Raw genomic sequence first — 19,667 nt, 5'->3', positions numbered from 1 at the left:
TATCCCCGGACGGAGGAGTTGCTAAACCCGCGGTGGGCTACGTCACGAAGTCAGGTCACGGCCGATGCGCGACGATCACCGGCGGTTCATGCGCCGTGACCGGCGGCAGCTCGCCGTCGAACTTCTCGACCTCGACGAGCACGTGTGCACCGGTACATCCGTGGGCGAGCGATGAGGTACCGACATCGTCGGTGAGCACGTTGGGATTTCCGTGGACGCACATGGCGTCGGGATCGGACGGGTCCAGTGGGTCGAACCACGCACCGGTCGACAGTTGGACGACGCGCGGGCGCAGACGGTCGTCGATCACGACGCCCGCCAGACATGCACCGCGGTCGTTGAAGACGCGCACCACATCGCCGTCGCGTAACCCGCGGTCTGCCGCGTCGGCCGGGTGCATCCGGATCGGCTCGCGCTGCTGAACTTTCGACGCCTGACTGGTCGCGCCGCCGTCGAGCTGGCCGTGTAACCGGGATGCCGGCTGGTTGGCCAACAGATGCAGGGGGTAGGTCGCTGCGCGTGGGCCGCCGAGCCACTCCGACGGCTCGTACCACTTGGGGTGCCCGGCGCAGTCGTCGTAGCCGAATCCGTCGATGTCCTCGGAGAAGATCTCGATGCGTCCGCTCGGTGTGCCGAGCCGGTTTGCGACGGGATCGGCGCGAAAGTCGTCCAGCAGCGTGATTCCGGACTCGGTGGGGAGCCGCAGCCGACCGAGCCGCCAGAACTCCTCGAAGGTCGGCACCACGAAATCCAGTCCGGCGGCCCATTTGTCGTAGAGGTGCGCCAGCCACTGCCTGGCGGTGCGACCTTCGGTGAACTGTTCGGCGAATCCCAGCCTCTCGGCCAGCTCCGCGAATGTCGTGTAGTCGTCGCGGGATTCTGCGTAGGGCTCGGTGAGCGCGGGCATCGCCATGAACAACGGGTCGTTGCGCGAACCCGAATAGTCGTCGCGTTCATAGGACGTGGTCGACGGCACCACGATGTCGGCGTGCTTGGCCATCGCCGTCCAGTACGGTTCGTGCACCACCACCGTGTCCACCCGGCCGAGCGCCCGGCGCAATCGCGGGATGTTCTGGTGATGGTGAAACGGGTTGCCGCCCGCCCAATAGACAAGCTTGATGTCGGGGTAGGTCAAACGCCTGCCGTTGTAGTCGAACTGCTCGCCCGGATGCAGCAGCATGTCGCTGATCGCCGCAACGGGGATGAACGTCTGGACCGGGTTGAGTCCCTGCGGCAGTGCGGGCAACCGGCAGCGCAGCGGTGGTAGACCCGGTTCGTTCATCGACCCGTAGCCGTGACCGAAACCGCCTCCGGGAACGCCGATCTGACCGAGCATCGCCGCCAGCGTGAGTCCCATCCAGGGTGCTTGCTCGCCGTGCCTGGTTCTCTGTAGCGACCAGCTGACGGTGACGATCGTGCGGCACGTGGCCATCCGTCGGGCCAGCGCAACGAGCGTCTCGGCCGGTAGACCGCAGATCGCCGAGGCCCATTCCGGCGACTTCGGTACTCCGTCGTCGACGCCGAGCAGGTAGCGCTCGAAACGTTCGTAGCCGGTGCAGTAGTCCCTCAGAAAGTCCCGGTCGGCCAGGGATTCGGTGGCCAGTACATGGGCGAGCGCCAACATGATGGCGACATCGGTACCCGGTACCGGCGCCAGCCATTCACAGTCGCCGTCGACGTCGTCGCGCAGCGGTGACACCGATACGATGCGGCCTCCCTTGTCGCGGAATCGTCGCAGCGCGTCGCGGGCCGGATGTCCGGTGGTGCCACCGTGATTGATGGCGGTGTTTTTCAGTGCCAGCCCGCCGAAGCACACGAGAAGCTCGGTGTGCTTCACGATGACTTCCCACTCGGTGGATCGCTTGAACAGATCGTCGTGGGTGCCCACCACCCGCGGCATGATGACACCCGTCGCGCCCAGGCTGTAGGAGTGGCGCGAAAAGGTATAGCCGCCAAGGAATTTCAGAAAGCGGTGCACCTGGCTTTGCGCGTGGTGAAAGCGACCCGCGCTGGCCCATCCGTATGAGCCGCCGTATATTGCCTCGTTGCCGTGAATATCGACGACGCGGCGAAGTTCGTCGGCGAGCAATTCGGTCAGTTCATCCCATGACACGCGGACGAATTCGTCGGCGCCGCGCGCGCTGGTGGGGCCGGGGCCGTCCCGCAGCCAACCCCGTCGCACCGCCGGTGTGGCAATTCGGGATCGGTGGCGAATCGATCCGGGCAGATTCCCCAACAACGGAGACGGATCCATATCGCCGTCAAACGGCGTGACGGAGGCGATTTCGCCGGAATCGACGCTCGCGTTGAAAGCGCCCCAGTGCGCGAGGCTTGTCGTTCCGGGGCGCATGAATCCCGAGTTTAGGGCGGTGCGCGATGTGCTGCGCAACGCGATTTCGCGCCTCGCAGCGCGAGATCCAAAGCTTTTCGGTATGACCGGGGTATTTTCTCCGAAGAATGGGCGTGTTCCTTGGTTATTTACAGCATCTAAAGGACAGTTGACGGGCGCGATGCTTTTCATTGAATTTCCGCCGACCGCAGGAGGGTGAATGAGCGGCCAGAAGAGTCGGCGCCGCACGATGATCAGTCGGGTGATCGTCGGTTTGCTGGCGGTGCCGATGGCTGTATTGCTGGCACCGATGGTGTCGGCGCAGCCGGAAGCCGACGCGAATGCTGCGATAACGGCGGCGTGGGAAGCCAGCGGAGGCGACGGCGGCCCGCTGGGTCCCAGAAACGGCGACGTCTATCCCATCGGTGAGGGGTTCGGCCAGAACTTCGCCGGTGGCAAGATCTTCTTCACCCCTGCGACTGGCGCGCATTTCGTGCGCGGCGCGATCTTGGAGAAGTACGAATCGCTGGGCGGTCCCGCCGACAGCGATCTCGGTTTCCCCACCATCGACGAGGGTCCAGGACGGGCGCCGGACAGCCTGAACAGCACGTTCAGCGCCTCAGACAATCCGGTTATCTTCTTCACCCCGGCGACCGGTGCACGAGTCGTTCGCGGCCCGATCAACGCGGCGTGGGACAAGCTCGGTGGCTCGTCGGGAGCCCTCGGTGTGCCCGCTGAGGACGAGGTCTTCCGCGGCGACGTCGTCTCGCAGAAGTTCACCAACGGCGAGGTGTCGTACGACCTGAAGAAGAAGACCTTCACGACGGTTCCGCCTGATCTGGCCGCTCAGTTGGCCGATCTGCAGATCCCCGATGACCCGGTCGCCGCGATCAATGCCGCGCGGCGCGCGGCGGGGGGATCGCTGGGACCCCTGGGCGCGGCCGAAGGCGCGCCGATCCCTGTGGGCAAGGACGGGCAGCGGCAGAACTTCGCCGGGGGAGCGATCTTCTACACGCCTGCCACGGGTGCGAATGTCATGACCAAGCAGGTACTCGCGAAGTACGAGAGCGTGGGCGGGCCCGAGGGCGATCTGGGATGGCCCGTGACCAACGAGGTCGACGGCGGTTACACCACGGAGAGCCGCATGGTCACCTTCGCGGCCGACGACAAGCCCGTCATCTTCTGGACGCCCGAATACGGCGCCGTGATCGTGCGCGGCGCGATGGCAGCGGCCTGGGACAAGCTGGACGGGGCAAAGGGCGCGCTGGGCGCACCAGTGGCCGACCAGACCGAGTCCGGCAACGTCATCACCCAGCGCTTCAGCGGCGGCGTGATCAATTGGGATCGCTCGACGAACAAGTTCAGCACCGAACCGGCCAATCTGGCGTCGGAGCTGTCCGGCCTCGAGGTTCCGGGGCAGACCGCACCGGGCGAGCCGAGCACCTCGCAGGCATCCGATTCCGAGGGCAGCAAGTGGTTCAAATTAAGCTGGTGGTGGCTGCTGGCTCTGGTACCGGTGGTGGCACTCGTCTCGGCGTTGCTGGTGGCGCTGTTCCTGCGGCGGCGCAAAGGTGAGGATCCGTTCGCGGCGGACGGCTCATTTGTCGGCCAGGACGCGCGGTTCGGGGGCGAGCCCGACCACGCCTACGGCACCGCCAGTGCGTCTGAGCAGATGACACCCGACGACGAATACGCCGTCGCGATGTTCGGTGATCGCTACGCCAGCGGGGGACTGGGCACATCGCCGGCCGGCGAGGATCTGACGCCTGACGCGCCACACGAGGACGACCCGTCCCATGAAGACGACCTGTCTCATGAAGACGACGGTGCACACGCCGACTACGACCCGTGGGGTGCGCCGTCACGTGCCGAGGAGGACGAGCCGCGCGACCACGTCGAAGAGACCGACGAATCCGGAGACGACGAAGATCCGGACGCGGTCGACACCGCACCGACGCGCGTCGTCACCGTTGCGCCCCCCGCAATCAAGCGCGATTCCCTCACCGATACCGGGCGACACGCACGGATCGAGATCGAGGAGGAACCCGAGCAGCAGATGGCATTCCATCTTCCGCTCGAGGACCCGAACGAGCCGCCGGAGGGATTCCCGGTCAAGGCGAACACCAAGTTGGGTGTCTACTGGTCGCCCGACAGTCCACAGTACGAGGACGCCGATGCCGAAATCTGGTTCGTGAGTGAGGAACTCGCGGTAATCAACGGCTTCGTTCCCGCCGAGGACAGCTAGATCTTGCGGATCACCGTCACGACCTTGCCCAGCACGGCGGCGTCGTTGCCGGGAATCGGGTCGAAGGCCGGGTTGTGCGGCATCAGCCACACCTGACCGCGCGTGCGCTTGAACGTCTTCACCGTCGCTTCACCGTCGATCATCGCGGCGACGATGTCACCGTTGTCGGCGACGTTCTGCTGACGCACGACGACCCAGTCGCCGTCGCAGATCGCCGCGTCGACCATCGAGTCGCCGACGACTTTGAGCAGGAACAGCGAGCCCTCGCCGACCAGTTCACGCGGTAGCGGAAAGACGTCCTCGACGGCCTCCTCGGCCAGGATCGGGCCACCGGCGGCGATACGGCCGAGCACAGGCACGAACGTCGGTTCCGGAAGAGCATCGGAACCCGCGACCTCGGTGGGGACGATCGAGGGCGGACTGTCGGCGCCGCGGACGTCCACAGCGCGCGGGCGGTTGGGATCGCGCCGCAGGTACCCCTTGCGCTCCAACGTGCGCAGTTGGTGGGCCACCGACGAGGTTGACGTCAGACCGACCGCATCGCCGATCTCCCTGATGCTCGGCGGATAGCCACGGCTGGTCACCGAGGCGCGAATGACGTCGAGGATGGTGCGTTGACGCTCGGTGAGACCCGTATCGAGCCCACCGCGCCCGCCGGTGCCGTCTGTGCCGCCCGGGGTATCGCTGCTGGAGTCCATGGCGCGAATGTAGCCCCCGGCGGCCGATTAATCAAACATGTGTTCGACGCGTGTCGTCTGTCCCGGTGGGCGAGATCTGGGCGGCAAAACTTGTCGGTGGCCCGCGATATCGTTTGGCAACAGTTCGATCACATGTTCTATTAATCGAACACGTGAGCGAGTATGTTCGAACACAAGAGCGAACGATCTTGAACCGGAAGGCAGGAAGATGACAATTCTCGACACGCGGGACATCCAGGCGGCACCGGTGGTCAGGCAGGGTATCCGGCCTGCAGGCGCACGGCGGCGGCCGTCCTCGCGACGCCCGGGCGGCGCGCCGATGAAATACCGAAGCTCCGGCGTCGCCGTATCGCGCGTCGCCCACCGGCGGCGGCCGATCACCCCGGTCACCACCGTCCTGCTGGCCATGGTCGCCGCTGGGATCACCGTGTGGCTCGGGCTCGTGGCTCAGTTCGGCGGTGTCATGGGTGAATCCGCCGCCGTACCGGACCGTCTCGCGGTGGTTCAGGTGCAGACGGGCGAGACGCTGCAGCAGGTCGCGGGCCGGGTAGCGCCCGATGCCCCGGTGAGCCGCGTCGTCGACCGGATCCGCGAACTCAACCAACTCGACTCCGTGGCGGTCCACGCCGGCCAGACGCTTATCGCGCCGATCGCCTGACGGTGTGTCGTGAGCGGTGAAAATCCAGGCCGCACAAGGACATTCGGAAGCGCAGCAACGGACTTTGTGCCAATCAACACGAATCTGGGCTGGCAGACCCCCGCGCAGGTACGCTCGAAGGCGTTCGGGTTAGTCGTTTGTTGGCGCGGCGAAGGAGCGGTGATGCACTGTCCGTTCTGTCGTCATCCCGATTCCCGGGTGGTGGATTCGCGTGAAACCGACGAGGGCCAGGCGATTCGACGTCGCAGGTCGTGCCCGGAATGTGGTCGTCGCTTCACCACGGTGGAGACCGCGGTGCTCGCGGTGGTCAAGCGCAGCGGTGTCACCGAACCGTTCAGCCGGGAGAAGGTCGTCAAGGGCGTTCGCCGCGCGTGCCAGGGTCGCGACGTCGACGACGATGCACTGAACCTGCTGGCCCAGCAGGTGGAGGACGCCGTGCGGGCCACCGGTTCGCCGGAGGTGCCCAGCCATGAGGTGGGGCTGGCGATACTGGGCCCGCTGCGGGAGCTCGACGAGGTCGCGTATCTGCGCTTCGCCTCCGTCTACCGCGGCTTCACCTCCGCAGAGGACTTCGAGCGCGAGATCCAGGCGCTGCGGGAGCACCGCAAGTCGCCGCAGCCGGCGCAGGGCTGATCCGGCCCGTCAATCGATCTGCTTCGTCCCGTCGCTGACGACGCGGCCTGCAACTCGCACCCAGCCCTCGGGGCTCCACTGGGTGTGGATCACCGAACCCTTTCCTTGCACGATCTCGAGATCGCGGCTGAGGTAATCGGTGATGCGGACCGCGGCGGCGCCGGTGGCCTCGTCCTCGGGAACGCCGAGATGGCTGGCGAACATGCGGGAGCGGATCTTTCCGGCCGGTTCGTCGAGCCAGGTCCACAGGTAGTGTTCGACGTCGTCGGAGTAGTCAGACGGATCGGCCGCCATCAGGTCGTCGACAGAGGCAAGGTCGTAGATCGCGAAGTCCGGTGCCCATTCCGCACGTGCGCTGACGGCCGCCAGATCGTCGTCGTAGGTGACCTGCACGATGCCGGCGGGCACCTGAAGCGTCTTGATGGGATGCCCTTGGTCGCGCAGCCACCACGACGCGCCCACAGTCGGGTGGCCGGCGAAGGGCAATTCGACCGCCGGTGTGAAGATCCGGGCGTGTGCAGTGCTGGTTCCGGTTTGCGGCAGATCGATGAAAATCGTTTCGCTGTAACCCAATTGAGTAGCGATCCGTTGGCGATCGGCGGGGGTGACGGTGCTGTTGTCGACAACACCCAGCGGATTGCCGTAGTTCCCCTCGGGGTCGGTGAACACCCGCAGCACTGTCACATCGATGGCCATGGCCCGATGCTACTTCTTGGCTGCGTGCTTACCGAAAGAGTTCTTAGGTCGCGCTGCGTTCGTCGTGATCCATCGCGTCGAGGACGGCGACCCGCGTGTCGACGGAACCGGAGATCTCATCCGTTCTGCGGCCCTCGCGCAGCAGTCCGCGGAGGTAGTCCTGGTCGTAGACGGCGGGTTCGGTGGAACTGATGAACTGCTCCACCACTTCGACGAACCGGTCGGGGTCGTCGTGGAACGGGAAGTGTCCGGACCCTTCGAAGATCTCCAACCGCGAGCCGGGCATCGCGGCGTGTGCCATGCGGGCGTGGCTGACCGGTATCACCGAGTCGCGGGATCCCCAGATCAATTGCACCGGAACGGATTGGGTCAGATAACAGCGGTCCAGCATCGTGACGACCTGACCGCGCCAGTCCACGACGGCGCGCAGTGTGCGCGCAAACGCCGACGACGCGGTCGGCTCCGGCAGGTCCGCGAGGATCCGAAGCACGTCGGGAATGTCGCGCCCCAGCCCGGTCGACCCGAACACCGCACCGGCGACCCGCCCGACGACCTGCAGCGCGGGCAGGACCATCGGTAGGCGCAGCAGTGCCAGTGCTTCACTGCCCATCGGCAGCGAAGCAGCCCGCAATGCGATGTTGACGTCCTGGGTCACCCCGCCTGCGCCCACGAGGATCAGCCGTTCGACCAATTGCGGGAACTGGTAGGCGAACTGCATCGCCACGCCGCCGCCGAGCGAGTGCCCGACCACCGTCACCTTGTCGACGTCGAGCACGCTCAGCAGATCTCGCATGCCGTTGGCGTAAGCGGCCACCGAGTAGTCGGCGCGTGGCTTGTCCGACCTGCCGTGGCCCAGCAGATCCGGCGCGATGACGGTGAAACGCTGCGCCAACTTCGACTGGACGGTCTCCCAGGTGGTGGAGTTGTCGCCGATGCCGTGGATCAGCAGGATCGCGGGTCCGGATCCCGCGGTCCGGAATGCGCGCCGGTACCCGTGGATGGTGCGGAACTCCAGTTCGGGTGTGAGTTCCCGGACGGGGCGCAGGTTGGTCGTTCGCGCGGCCATTGCGACAACTTAGCTGCCCTCACGGAGTGGCGCTATCTGACGTCGTCGTCCTTGCCCTTGTCCTGTTGCCGCAGGAACCTCTCGAACTCCGCACCGAGCTCCTCGCCGCTGGGCAGGTTCTCGTCGTTGGCAAGCAGTGACCGGTTCTCCTGGGCGGCGGCGAACGCGTCGTACTGTCGTTCCAGCGCGGCGACCACCTGGGCCACTTCGGCGCTGGCCTCGACCTGTTCGTTGATCTTCATCAGGATCTCTGCGCCCGCGGCGTCCAGCGCCTCCAGCGGAATCTGCAGTGACGCGCTCTTGGCGACCTCGGCCAGCAGGACCTCCGCGGCGGCGGGGTAGTCGGTCTGGGCCAGATAGTGCGGCACGTGCACGGTGAAGCCGACGACCTCGTATCCGTGCTGCGACATCCGGAACTCCAGCAGGTTCGACACGCTGCCCGGCACCTGCACCTCGCCGACCCACGGCTGGTGTTCGGCGATGAGCTCCTTGTCGTTGGAGTGCGCCGTCAGCGTGATGGGCCGGGTGTGCGGGACGGCCATCGGGATGGCGCCAAGACCGATCACGCGGCGCACGCCGAGCCGCTCGGCCAGCAGCCGCACGGCGGTGAGGAAACGCTCCCAACGCAGGTCTGGCTCCAATCCGGCAAGCAGCAGAAACGGCGTGCCGACGCTGTCACGCAATGCGTAGAGACTGAGCTCGGGGTCCTCGTAATGGGTGAAGTGGTCGGTCTTGAAGGTCATCAGCGGGCGCCGCGACCGGTAGTCCAGCAACTCGTCGATGGCGAACGAGGCGACCAACTCGGTGTCCAGAGTGTTCTTGAGGTGCTGGGCCGCCAGCCGAATGGCGTGCCCGGCGTCGGAGAAACCCTCAAGCGCGTGGATCATCACCGGGCCCCGACCATCCGGCGAGGTCAGCTGGGGTGCGGGGAACTCGAGCTCGTACATGCCGGTCTGATCCGGCTGGTAGTGCTGCTCGGGCTGATCCGCTTGGTCCGCCATGGTTCTCGCCTCCTCCACGGTCTGTCGATGAACTTCTTCTCATCGTCATAACCAGTGTGGCTTATGTTGCGTTCCCGTTCGCCTCGCACCCATGCATCGAAAGTTCAGCCCAATTCTGTGCGGCTGTGTGGTTGGGCGCCAGGAGCCTGCGATTACGTGCGGAACTGATTCAGCGCGCGCAGCTTGTTCATCACGTCGAGCGCCGCGACTTTGTAGGCCTCGGAGAAGGTGGGGTAGTTGAACACGGCGTCGACGAGGTACTCGACCGTCCCGCCGCAGCCCATGACGGCCTGCCCGATGTGCACCATCTCGGTGGCGCTCGTGCCGAAAATGTGCACGCCGAGCAGCTTCAGGTCGTCCGTCGACACGAGCAGTTTGAGCATGCCGTAGGAGTCGCCGGCGATCTGGCCCCTGGCCAGCTCGCGATACCGCGACACCCCGACCTCGTAGGGGATCGCATTGCGCGTCAACTCGACCTCGGTGGCGCCGACGTAGGACACCTCGGGAATCGAATAGATGCCGATCGGCTGTAGGTCGGTCATGCCCTTGGCGGGTTCACCGAACGCGTGGTATGCGGCCAACCTGCCCTGGTCCATCGACGTGGCGGCCAGCGCCGGGAACCCGATGACGTCTCCCACGGCATAGATGTGGTCGACCGAGGTCACGAAGTTGCTGTCGACCGTGATGCGCCCACGCGCATCGGGTTCCAGGCCCGCGTTGGCCAGGTCGAGGTGCTCGGTCTGACCCTGCCTGCCCGCGGAGTACATCACCGTCTCGGCCGGAATCTGCTTGCCGCTTGCCAGCGTGGTCACGGTCCCCGCGGCGCCGACGTCGACGGCGGTCACCTCCTCGCCGAAGCGGAACGTCACCGCGAGGTCGCGCAGATGGAACTTCAATGCCTCGACGATCTCGGGATCGCAGAAGTCGAGCATGTTGTCCCGCTTTTCGACCACGGTCACCTTGGTACCGAGGGCGGCGAACATGGATGCGTACTCGATGCCGATCACACCGGCGCCGACGACCACCATGGTGGCCGGTAGCGACTTCAGGTCGAGAATGCCGTCGGAGTCCAGAACACGGTCTTCGTCGAACTCGACGCCGGCAGGGCGGGCCGGTTTCGTGCCGGTGGCGATGACGATGAATTCGCCGCTAACCGTGGTGCGTTCGCCTCGAGTGGGCTCCTCGACCAGCACCGTGTGCGCGTCGATGAACCGACCGTGACCTTGAATGAGATCGATGCGGTTACGCATGAGCTGCGACCGCACCACGTCCTGCTCCTTGCCGATCACGTGGGACGTGCGGGCCAGCAGGTCGGAGGGGGTGATCTTCTCCTTGACGCGGTAGCTCGCGCCGTACAGCTCCCGCTGGTTCATGCCCGTCAGGTAGACGACGGCCTCACGCAGCGTCTTCGACGGGATGGTTCCGGTGTTCACGCAGACGCCGCCGAGCATCCTGCCGCGTTCGACCACCGCCACCGTCTTGCCGAGCTTCGCCGCGGCGATCGCGGCCTTCTGGCCGCCAGGACCTGAACCGATGACGACGAGGTCGTACTCGAGCATGGAACCCATGGGAAAGGTGTACGCCGGTTGCGCAAAACTTGCACGTCGACAAGCGTCAACGGCACGTCAAATTAATCGTCTGTTCCCAACTTCCGCCCGGTATGCGCGCCTGACCGGCGTCTAGCCCCTCCGATGAGACGATGGCGCCGATGGTCAACACGCTGTCGCGACACCTGCGCGGATGCGCGCTGGTGATGGCAGCCGTGTTGCTGGCCGCGTGCAGCCGGGTCGTCGCCGGGACGGTGCAGCCGGTCGGCTCGGTGGCCGAAAATCCGCCGGTTCCGATCGCGGACCTGCTCGTCGAACCCGGCCAGTTCCCACCCCGGTATCCGGCAGCCGTGCTCGACGATGCCGCGTTGCACCGCGCCGTGGCTGACATCGACGGAGTGCCGACCGGCGCCGCCGTGACACCTGCGGACTGCACGCCGCCGGTGCTATGGCACAGCGAAACGGCGGGGGTGGAAGGGGTCGACAGCGATACCGCGAGCAGGCTGATCCTCGTTGTAACCCGGCCGGCGCCGCCGCTGAGTGAACGGCTGGATCAGCTGCGCAGGTGCTCCTCGTTCACCGTTGGGCAAGGTAAGGACGAATCGACGGTCAGCTTGACGGTCCTGCCGGCCCCGCCGGTCGACGCCGACGACACCTACGCCGTCGAACAGAGGGTCACGACACCGGAATCCGAGCGCACGGTGCTCACATTCGCCGCCCAGATCGGCGATACGCGCGTGAGCGCGACCTGGCTACAGGAGCCGGCGGTCGACGAGCCGGACACGGTGGCGCTGGACCGGTTGTTCAGCGACGCCGTGGTGAAGCTGCGCCGCGACGGCTGAATCAGAGTCGTCCAAAACCGCGGTTATCCCCAACCGCGGATTCATCCCCACGAACGTCCGCCACAGCGTTCTGGCGGGCGGGGAAGTGGGTGCCTGCAACGACGGTGGGAGCATGACATCGCAACCGCCCGACTTCCACCTGAACCGGCCCGGCGTACTGATCGCCGCGTTACCCGCTGTGCTGGGCTTCGTGCCCGAGAAATCCCTCGTCCTGGTCACCGTCGACCGCGGGGAGATGGGATGCGTTATGCGCGTTGATCTTTCCGACGAGGTGACCGCCTCCGTCGAGCACATCGCTGAGGTGGCCGCCGGCGCGGAGCCCGATGCGGCCATTGCCGTCATCGTTGACGAGGCGGGCGCGAACTGCCGGATGTGCAACGACGATTACCGCCGGCTGGCGGACTCGCTGGCCTCGACGCTGGCCGACTGCGGTATCGAACTCCTCGCCGCGCACGTCGTCGACCGGGTGGCCGCAGGCGGGCGCTGGCACTGTGCGGACGGCTGCGGCCTGGCAGGCACCGTCGAGGATCCGGCTGCGTCACCGCTGGCCATGGCCGCGGTGCTCGACGGGCGCAGGCTGTACGCGCGGCGCGCGGAGTTGCAGGAGGTCATCGCCATCGCCGACCCGGCCCGCACCGACGCCCTGGCGGCTGCGATCGGCAGCTGCGACGTGGACCGGCCGGACGCCGAGGTCCGTCGTGATGTCGAAGCGGCGATCGCGGCGGCGGCGGACGCGGCAGACGGCCGGGCGCTGTCCGACGACACCGCCGCGAGGCTGGCGTGCGCGCTGTCGGATCCGCTGGTGCGCGACACGCTTTTCGCGTTGGCTATCGGGGAGAACGCCGGGCAGGCGGAGTCGTTGTGGGCCGAGTTGTCCCGCACTCTTCCTGCGCCGTGGCGAGTGGAAGCGCTTGTGCTGCTGGCATTTTCGGCATACGCGCGTGGGGACGGGCCGCTGGCCGGCGTGTCTTTGGATGCCGCGCTCCGGTGTGACGCCACCCACCGCATGGCGGGGATGCTCGACACGGCGCTGCAATCCGGGATGCGGCCGGAGCGGATCCGCGACCTGGCGGCCACCGGATATCGGCTGGCCAGTCGGCTGGGCGTGCAGCTGCCGGCCAGGCGCGCGTTCGGACGCCGCGCGGGGTGACAGCGGACGGGTTAGACCTTCTCGACCTTCACGGCGTGTGCCATGTGGTGGGGCAGCTCGACCTGCTCGTGCCCGGGGATGACGATCATGACGCCGCCGTGGTCGTTGACTTCGACCGTCACACGGGCATTCGGCACCACGCCGGCGTCCTTGAGCCGTCCGATCAACTCGACGTCACCCTGGACATGCTCGGTCAACTGGCGCACCACGACGGCGACGGGCATGCCGGCGGGCAACTCGGTGAGCCTCACCAGGTTGATCCGGTCGGGACCCGACGAATCCTCCAGGCCGAGTTCGGCCAGGCCCGGAATCGGGTTGCCGAAGGGGGAGGTGGTGGGGTTGTCGAGAACCCGCACCAAGCGGCGCTCGACGTCCTCGCTCATCACGTGTTCCCAGCGGCAGGCCTCGGCGTGCACTTCCTCCCACGGCAGTCCGATGACATCGACCAGCAGCCGCTCGGCCAGGCGGTGCTTGCGCATCACGGCGATGGCGAGGTTGCGGCCCTTCTCGGTGAGCTGGAGGTGGCGGTCGCCTGCGACGTGCAGCAGCCCGTCGCGTTCCATCCGGGACACGGTCTGGCTGACGGTGGGGCCGCTTTGGTCGAGACGTTCGGCGATGCGCGCACGCAGCGGCACTACGCCCTCTTCCTCGAGGTCGTAGATGGTCCGCAGATACATCTCGGTGGTATCGACCAGATCGTTCATTTCACAACCCTCCGTCAAGCAGAGTCTACCGGCCAACCGGCCTGAACTGCGGCGCTACGCCTACCGACACGAGCCAGTAAGAATGCCCGCCGGCGTACCGGCGGGCATTCTCGAAAAACGCTTTAGCTGGCGTACGACCGTAACCGATCGGCACGCTCGCCGTTGCGAAGCTTGGCCATCACCTCGCGCTCGATCTGGCGCACGCGTTCGCGGGAGAGGCCGAACAGCTTGCCGATCTGGTCCAGAGTGCGGGGCTGGCCGTCGTCCAGGCCGAACCGCAACCGGATGACCTGCTGCTCGCGCTCGTCGAGCGTGGCCAGCACGTGGCGGATATCGGTGTGGAGCAACTCGGAGATCACAGCGTTCTCCGCCGACATCGCCTCGGCGTCCTCGATGAAGTCGCCCAGCGGGGCTTCCTCGTCGCTGCCGACCGGCATGTCGAGGCTTACCGGGTCGCGGCTGTGCTCGAGCAGATCGGTGATCTTCTCGACCGGGATGCCCGATTCGGCGGCCAGTTCCTCATCGGTGGCCTCGCGACCCAGGTTCTGGTGCATTTCGCGCTTGATCCGCGCCAGCTTGTTGACCTGCTCGACGAGGTGGACCGGCAGCCGGATAGTGCGGCTCTGATCGGCCATGCCACGCGTGATCGCCTGGCGAATCCACCACGTGGCGTACGTCGAGAACTTGAATCCCTTGCTGTAGTCGAACTTCTCCATCGCGCGGATGAGGCCGAGGTTGCCCTCCTGGATGAGGTCGAGCAGCGGCATGCCGCGGCCGGTGTAGCGCTTCGCCAACGACACCACCAGGCGAAGGTTGGCTTCGAGCAGATGACGCCGGGCGGCCTCGCCGTCGCGCACCACTGCCTCGAGATCACGCTTGCGGTTCTCGCCCAACCGCTTCCGGGTATCGAGCAGATGCTGCGCGTAAAGGCCAGCCTCGATGCGCTTTGCGAGCTCAACCTCGTCGGCGGCGTTGAGCAAAGCCGTTTTGCCAATGCCGTTCAGATACACGCGTACGAGGTCCGCGGCTGGACTCTGAGCGTCCAAGTCACTGTCGACGCGGCTAATGGTGGCATTTGCCATGACGGCCTCCTGATCGGGTCGAACTGTCATGAGCTATAACGCCCACGTGCCCCTAAGAGTTCCCGTCCATCGGCCGGTTCACACGTTCTGATCTGCGGTTATTGGTCGCCGACCTGAGAATGTGCTGAGAATAACGCTAGAAACTCCTCAGCCTGCGGCATCGCCGGGCGTATCCGTCTCGTTAGCTTGCCGCCACGACTCCGCCCGCTCTTCGAGCGCCGGACGTTCGGCCGTGGGAAACAGCGGGATCCGCCGGGCGTCCTGATAGCGACGCGGTTCCTCGGCGCGCCGGGGCGGCCGGTCGTTTGCGATGAGCACGGCCATCCACGGCAGCGGTATCGATACCACCAGGATCGCGAGGGAGATGAGTCCGTTCTCCCAGATGCCGTACGCCACCGCGGCCAGAATGAGCGCGGGCACACGCCAGAACATCAGCGTCAGGTACTTGCGAACCCGCTGACGGTGCTGGACTTCGTAGGAGGGTGCGGCGCGGGTGATCAGAACCGGCCGACCGTCGTCATCGAAACTCAGCTCTTGGCCGTGTTTCATGACTCCACTGTTCCACACTTGTCGTCGGCTGTACGGACCGGATTGGCGCCAGGCAAAATGGGCGCATGCAAACCCAGACGATCGAGCGCACCGACACCGACGAACGCGTCGACGACGGGACCGGCAGCGACACCCCCAAGTACTTCCACTACGTCAAGAAGGACAAGATCGCCGAGAGCGCGGTGATGGGTACGCACGTCGTCGCGTTGTGCGGCGAGGTGTTTCCGGTCACCAAGGCCGCCAAGCCCGGGTCGCCGGTCTGCCCGGACTGCAAGCGGATCTACGACAAGCTCAAGAAGTAGCGGAGGCCGTTTCGTCCGCCCGCTCCGCCTGCCGCTTGCGGCCGTTGCGTGACTCGGCCTTGCGCTTGAGCCACAACCGGAAACGCTTGGCATGTGTGGGGGCCGCAGGCCACTCCTCCTGAATCGCGGCGTTCAGTTCGGCGCCCAACATGATCGCGAAACCGAGGAAAAACGCGAACAGCAGGAATGCGATCGGCGTCGCCAGTGCGCCGTAGGTGTACCCCGTGCTCGTGATCCACGTCAGATAGAACCTCAGGCCCAACGTCGCCAGCAGGAACACGATCGTCGCCAACAATGAGCCGAGAACAAGGCGATGCGACGGCAGCGGCTCGGGTAGCGACACCCGATAGAGGATGTTCACCCCGACCAGCAGCGTGAGGAACAGCAGCGGGTAGTAGCCGAACGCCAGCGCGTTGTCCCAGCTTTCCGGCAGGTGCTCGGCGATTTTGCGGGGCCCGAGGGCGACGAACGGCGCAGCCGCGATCGCGATCACGAGCATCACCACGTACAGGCCGAGCGCGAAGAAACGTTGACGCACGGGATGACGCAGGGGCGTCTGGTCGTGGGCGTCGACGACGGAGTCGACGAATGAGGAGATGGCCGACGAGCCCGCCCACAGCGAGATCACAAACCCGATCGACACCACCTCGCCCCTGGCGCCCTTGACGATGTCGCGCACCGTCGGCTCGATGATCTCGTCCACGACGTTCGCCGAGAAGAACCGCTCAGCCGTGCTGATCAGCTGCTCCTGAATGGCCGGCAGGGTCTCAGGGCCGAACAGCGGCGCGATGTAGGCCAGACTGCCGAGCATCCCCAGCAGCAGCGGGGGCAGCGACAGGGCACACCAGAACGCCGCCTGAGCAGACTCGGAGAAAATCGAATCGTCCCAGCTCTTTAGGAGCGTGCGCCGAACGATATGCCTGATGTGATGGCCCGAGGGGGGCAGCGGTAATGGCAGAGGCTGGTCACTCATGACCAGTCCAGCATTACTGACGACTCCCCGTCCCGCCCAACCGGGCGGTGGCCGTGTCGGCTGCTAAGCCTCCACCGGGCTCACTTGCAGAACCGCGGCGAGCTCCACCAATTTGGCCTCGTGCTCGTTGGCGTGGTGCTGGCAGAAAAGAAGTTGGCCGCCCGACGGAAGCGTTGCCCGCACGCGAGCTGCGGCCCCGCAGCGATCGCAGCGGTCAGCCTTGGTCAATTCCGGGCTGGTGAGCGTTGCGGTCATGACACCTCCATCGATTGCTCGCGTATCTCTACTGTCTCAGACGCTTTCGGTTTCGGCCTTGTTCCCAAACGGTTTACCGGTGTGTCGTGTCTCACCGTTACACCGAGTTGCCGACGAGGGAGGCTGGCGGTATGCCACCGTTGCCCGCTGTGTTGGTCCACCTCTGCGGCGCCGAAGAGTGGCGCTGCGCGCAGGCGGATGGGGAGCTTCGGCCCGAGTCGCTGGCCTCGAGCGGGTTCGTGCATTTATCGACGCCAGAGCAGGTGCATCTGCCGGCGAACCGGCTCTACGCCGGCCGCGCAGATCTGGTGCTGCTCCGCATCGATCCCGCACTGTTGACCTCTCCAATCCGGTGGGAACCAGGTGTTGCCACTGATCCCGCTGCGATGGTGTTCCCACATCTGTACGGGCCATTACCTGTGGAAGCTGTGATTAGCGTCACGCCCTACCTGCCCGGTCCGGACGGCAGCTTCGGGCCGCTTTCGTCCTAGCTGTACTCGGTCCGGGGCTCGGGGACGTATGCGTCGACCTCGATCTCGACCAACAGCTCCGGTGCGATCAGCGCTGTGACCTCCACCATCGTGGCCGCCGGCCGGATGTCGCCGAACACCTCGGCGTGCACCTTGCCCACCTCGTCCCAGAGCGAGATGTCGGTGACGAACATCCGGGTGCGGACGACGTCGGCCATCGACGCGCCCACTTCCTTCAGGGCAATGTCTATGCGCCGCAACGCATCTTGTGTCTGAGAGGCGACGTCATCGCCGGCCCCGGTGGTGCCGGCCACCGCGATGTGCGGACCGATTCGCACGGCGCGGGAGTACCCGGCTGCCGACTCGAACTCCGAGCCCGAGGACACGTTCTGTCGAAGCATCAGTACAACCTATTCGCGGGATTCGCCGACGCAACAGGTTTACAGTCCAGTCATTGACTGACAACCTAAACTGACCCACCGTGGGAATTCTGTTTGGCTTCGCGCCGTGGATCGTCTACTGGGTCCTGGTCGGAAATGTCCCGTTCGTCGCCGCGGTGCTGGTGGCGCTGGCGGTGGCCGTCGCCTCGCTCGTGATCGGCCGTATCAGGGGAGCTGCGGGGCGCACCCTCGAAATCGGGGCTGTTGCAACGTTTTTGATCCTCGCGGTGCTGACGTTCACTCTGAGCCAGTCATTCATGGAGCAGTGGCTGCAGCCGCTGAGCACCGCAGGGATCTTCCTGGTGGCGCTGGGCAGCGTGCTGGTCGGCAAGCCGTTCGTCCGTGAATTCGCCGAGGTCGGCCAACCCAAGGAAGTCATCGAATCCGACCTGTTCAAGAAGATCACCAACGTCCTGACGTGGATTTGGGTGGCCGCGTTCGGGGGAATGACGGTGTCGTCGGCGATACCACCGATCGTGTACGGCGAGGCGACGATCCTCGACACGAGGACGCCGCTGTCGTTCGTCTGCTACTGGGTCATCCCGTTCTCGTTGCTCGGCCTTGCGGCGCTGGCGTCGCGGATCCTGCCCGAGCGGATGGCGCCGCCGGAGGACGAGATCGTGCGCAAGACCACCTTCGTGGCGTTCGCCGAGGCGGAGATCGACCAACTGATGTACCTGGCCACCGAACACGCCAACCGCGAGGTGGGTGCCGGTAAGGAGGCCTATGACATCAGGATCGGCAGCAAGGGTGTTCCGCTCGTCGGCGATGAGACCCGCGAGTCGTGGCCCTCGACCTACAAGGTCCGCGACAAGAAGCGCTAGGCGGGTACCGCTTCGACGATCGACATCATCGGCGTGGCGGTGTCGATGACGCGGGTGAGCCGGAACCCGGATCGTGCCAAGAGGTCGGCGAACTCTGCGCGAGTGCGTTCCCGGCCGCCGGGGGAGACCAGCATCTCCATGTCGAGGACGGCGCCCCAGTTCGCGGTCGCCCGCTCGGGCAGCACGATCTCGAGCAGCAGCAGTCGTCCGTTCCGGGCGATCGAGGTGCGGACGTTGCGCAGGATCTTCTCGGAGATGTCGTCGTCCCAGTCGTGGATGATCGACTTCAGCACGTAGGCGTCGGCACCGTCGGGCACCGAATCCATGAAGGAACCGCCTTCCACGACACACCGATCGCTGACACCGGCTTCGTCGAGCACCTGTGCGGCGCCTGCGATGACCGACGGCAGGTCGAACAGGATGCCTCGCGCGGCCGGGGCGGACTGCAGGATCGCGCTCAGCAGCCGGCCGTGGCCGCCTCCGATATCGGCGATGAGCCGGAACTCGGAGAAGTCGTAGGCGGGGATCACCAGATCGTTGGCCATCGCCGCCATGGTCGACATGGCGTCGTTGAAGATCGCGGCCTGCTCGGGCGCCTCGTCCAGGTGGTCGAAATACGACTTGCCGTAAAGCTTTTCGGGGGACGGTCGACCCGTCTGCACGGAGTACAGGAGCTCACCCCACTCGGCCCAGTGCTCGGGGGACCCGATGAACAGGACCATGGATCGCATCGAACCCGGAACGTCGGCGCGCAGCGCCTGGCCCATCGCGGCCAGCTCGAACCTGCCGTCGGCACGGTGATTGAACACCGACCGACCCGCCAGCATGCGCATCAGCCGGAACACCGAGTCGGGGTGGGCGCCGACCTTGGCGGCAACCTGCTCGGCCGTCTTCGGCCCATTGGCGAGTTCGTCGGCGATTCCGAGTTTGGCCGCGACGTAGAGGGCTTGGCTCACCCAGGCGCCCTGCGCCGTCTCGAGGAGGGCGATGTTGCCGGGAACCATCGCGCGCGTCACGGTGTGCAGAGCGTTGCGCGCGGAGTCGATGATGCGGACAAGGCGGGCGGGCGGAACTTTCGCAGGCTTTGAAGACACGGGGCGCCACCTTACCGGTAGCTAGGGCAACTTCCTTGCTACCCGTACACGCGGATAAATACGGTGATTTTGACCGTGGATACGGTTGTTTTGAAGCATCCGGGTGGTT

The 19,667-nt window shown here is 65.8% G+C and carries 21 protein-coding genes; 8 read left to right on the top strand and 13 right to left on the bottom strand.

Annotated features, from left to right (window positions below; all coding sequences use genetic code 11):
* Window positions 1-55: 55 nt before the first annotated feature.
* Window positions 56-2,350, bottom strand: coding sequence for a molybdopterin guanine dinucleotide-containing S/N-oxide reductase (locus G6N43_RS19950; RefSeq protein WP_083156249.1), 2,295 nt, complete (start codon window positions 2,348-2,350; stop codon window positions 56-58).
* A 199-nt stretch (window positions 2,351-2,549) separates the two neighbouring features.
* On the opposite strand from G6N43_RS19950, the gene G6N43_RS19945 reads away from it, so the two are divergent.
* The gene (locus G6N43_RS19945) at window positions 2,550-4,574 is read left to right on the top strand and encodes an LGFP repeat-containing protein (protein ID WP_083156251.1); all 2,025 of its coding nucleotides are present in this window, start codon (window positions 2,550-2,552) and stop codon (window positions 4,572-4,574) included.
* Here G6N43_RS19945 and lexA read toward each other — a convergent pair.
* Window positions 4,571-5,272 (bottom strand): transcriptional repressor LexA, encoded by a 702-nt coding sequence (gene lexA / locus G6N43_RS19940; RefSeq protein WP_083156253.1) that lies wholly within the window; start codon window positions 5,270-5,272, stop codon window positions 4,571-4,573. The genes G6N43_RS19945 and lexA overlap by 4 nt on opposite strands.
* 208 nt (window positions 5,273-5,480) lie before the next feature.
* Between lexA and G6N43_RS19935 the strand changes: the two genes are divergently transcribed.
* Together G6N43_RS19935 and nrdR are read left to right on the top strand one after the other, a co-directional pair.
* Window positions 5,481-5,930, top strand: coding sequence for a LysM peptidoglycan-binding domain-containing protein (locus G6N43_RS19935; RefSeq protein WP_083156254.1), 450 nt, complete (start codon window positions 5,481-5,483; stop codon window positions 5,928-5,930).
* Between the two features lie 162 nt (window positions 5,931-6,092).
* Window positions 6,093-6,563 carry a transcriptional regulator NrdR gene (gene nrdR / locus G6N43_RS19930; RefSeq protein ID WP_083156255.1) on the top strand — a complete coding sequence of 157 codons (471 nt, stop codon included), beginning with the start codon at window positions 6,093-6,095 and terminating at the stop codon, window positions 6,561-6,563.
* A 9-nt stretch (window positions 6,564-6,572) separates the two neighbouring features.
* On the opposite strand, the gene G6N43_RS19925 is transcribed toward nrdR, so the two are convergent.
* The 4 genes from G6N43_RS19925 to sthA form a co-directional block, all read right to left on the bottom strand.
* The gene (locus G6N43_RS19925; protein WP_083156257.1) at window positions 6,573-7,259 is read right to left on the bottom strand and encodes a PhzF family protein; all 687 of its coding nucleotides are present in this window, start codon (window positions 7,257-7,259) and stop codon (window positions 6,573-6,575) included.
* 43 nt (window positions 7,260-7,302) lie between these two features.
* Window positions 7,303-8,325 carry an alpha/beta fold hydrolase gene (locus tag G6N43_RS19920; RefSeq protein WP_083156258.1) on the bottom strand — a complete coding sequence of 341 codons (1,023 nt, stop codon included), beginning with the start codon at window positions 8,323-8,325 and terminating at the stop codon, window positions 7,303-7,305.
* 32 nt (window positions 8,326-8,357) lie between these two features.
* The gene (locus tag G6N43_RS19915; protein ID WP_083156260.1) at window positions 8,358-9,326 is read right to left on the bottom strand and encodes a proteasome assembly chaperone family protein; all 969 of its coding nucleotides are present in this window, start codon (window positions 9,324-9,326) and stop codon (window positions 8,358-8,360) included.
* Window positions 9,327-9,478: 152 nt separating this feature from the next.
* On the bottom strand, window positions 9,479-10,885 hold the full coding sequence (gene sthA, locus G6N43_RS19910; protein WP_179968045.1) for a Si-specific NAD(P)(+) transhydrogenase: 1,407 nt from the start codon (window positions 10,883-10,885) through the stop codon (window positions 9,479-9,481).
* A 149-nt stretch (window positions 10,886-11,034) separates the two neighbouring features.
* Here sthA and G6N43_RS19905 point away from each other — a divergent pair, with 149 nt between their 5' ends.
* Complete coding sequence (locus tag G6N43_RS19905) at window positions 11,035-11,715, top strand: hypothetical protein (protein ID WP_234810228.1); 681 nt, start codon at window positions 11,035-11,037, stop codon at window positions 11,713-11,715.
* 112 nt (window positions 11,716-11,827) lie between these two features.
* Complete coding sequence (locus G6N43_RS19900) at window positions 11,828-12,865, top strand: DUF4192 domain-containing protein (protein ID WP_083156340.1); 1,038 nt, start codon at window positions 11,828-11,830, stop codon at window positions 12,863-12,865.
* An 11-nt stretch (window positions 12,866-12,876) separates the two neighbouring features.
* On the opposite strand, the gene G6N43_RS19895 is transcribed toward G6N43_RS19900, so the two are convergent.
* From G6N43_RS19895 to G6N43_RS19885, 3 genes are all read right to left on the bottom strand, one after another.
* Entirely contained in the window at window positions 12,877-13,569 is a 693-nt protein-coding gene (locus G6N43_RS19895; protein ID WP_083156263.1) for an iron-dependent transcriptional repressor DtxR, read from the bottom strand.
* Between the two features lie 122 nt (window positions 13,570-13,691).
* Window positions 13,692-14,651, bottom strand: coding sequence for a sigma-70 family RNA polymerase sigma factor SigB (sigB, locus tag G6N43_RS19890; RefSeq protein ID WP_083156264.1), 960 nt, complete (start codon window positions 14,649-14,651; stop codon window positions 13,692-13,694).
* 147 nt (window positions 14,652-14,798) lie between these two features.
* Complete coding sequence (locus G6N43_RS19885) at window positions 14,799-15,200, bottom strand: DUF3099 domain-containing protein (protein WP_083156266.1); 402 nt, start codon at window positions 15,198-15,200, stop codon at window positions 14,799-14,801.
* Between the two features lie 65 nt (window positions 15,201-15,265).
* Between G6N43_RS19885 and G6N43_RS19880 the strand changes: the two genes are divergently transcribed.
* Entirely contained in the window at window positions 15,266-15,502 is a 237-nt protein-coding gene (locus G6N43_RS19880) for a DUF3039 domain-containing protein (protein WP_083156267.1), read from the top strand.
* On the opposite strand, the gene G6N43_RS19875 is transcribed toward G6N43_RS19880, so the two are convergent.
* Window positions 15,492-16,475: a YihY/virulence factor BrkB family protein gene (locus tag G6N43_RS19875; RefSeq protein ID WP_083156269.1), complete on the bottom strand. Its 984-nt coding sequence runs from the start codon at window positions 16,473-16,475 to the stop codon at window positions 15,492-15,494. The genes G6N43_RS19880 and G6N43_RS19875 overlap by 11 nt on opposite strands.
* 63 nt (window positions 16,476-16,538) lie before the next feature.
* Window positions 16,539-16,730, bottom strand: a complete 192-nt coding sequence (locus G6N43_RS19870) for a DUF7455 domain-containing protein (RefSeq protein WP_083156271.1) — start codon at window positions 16,728-16,730, stop codon at window positions 16,539-16,541.
* 131 nt (window positions 16,731-16,861) lie between these two features.
* Here G6N43_RS19870 and G6N43_RS19865 point away from each other — a divergent pair, with 131 nt between their 5' ends.
* Window positions 16,862-17,221 carry a DUF952 domain-containing protein gene (locus G6N43_RS19865; protein ID WP_083156272.1) on the top strand — a complete coding sequence of 120 codons (360 nt, stop codon included), beginning with the start codon at window positions 16,862-16,864 and terminating at the stop codon, window positions 17,219-17,221.
* On the opposite strand, the gene G6N43_RS19860 is transcribed toward G6N43_RS19865, so the two are convergent.
* On the bottom strand, window positions 17,218-17,601 hold the full coding sequence (locus G6N43_RS19860; RefSeq protein ID WP_083156274.1) for a RidA family protein: 384 nt from the start codon (window positions 17,599-17,601) through the stop codon (window positions 17,218-17,220). The two genes, G6N43_RS19865 and G6N43_RS19860, sit on opposite strands and share 4 nt — an antisense overlap.
* Window positions 17,602-17,681: 80 nt before the next feature.
* Between G6N43_RS19860 and G6N43_RS19855 the strand changes: the two genes are divergently transcribed.
* Window positions 17,682-18,464 carry a hypothetical protein gene (locus G6N43_RS19855; protein ID WP_083156276.1) on the top strand — a complete coding sequence of 261 codons (783 nt, stop codon included), beginning with the start codon at window positions 17,682-17,684 and terminating at the stop codon, window positions 18,462-18,464.
* Here the strand turns inward: G6N43_RS19855 and G6N43_RS19850 are convergent.
* Window positions 18,461-19,558 (bottom strand): methyltransferase, encoded by a 1,098-nt coding sequence (locus G6N43_RS19850; RefSeq protein ID WP_083156278.1) that lies wholly within the window; start codon window positions 19,556-19,558, stop codon window positions 18,461-18,463. The genes G6N43_RS19855 and G6N43_RS19850 overlap by 4 nt on opposite strands.
* Window positions 19,559-19,667: the final 109 nt, after the last annotated feature.

This window comes from Mycolicibacterium moriokaense, from assembly GCF_010726085.1.
In the GTDB taxonomy this organism is placed as follows: domain Bacteria; phylum Actinomycetota; class Actinomycetes; order Mycobacteriales; family Mycobacteriaceae; genus Mycobacterium; species Mycobacterium moriokaense.
This window is presented reverse-complemented; position numbering and strand designations above follow the sequence as displayed.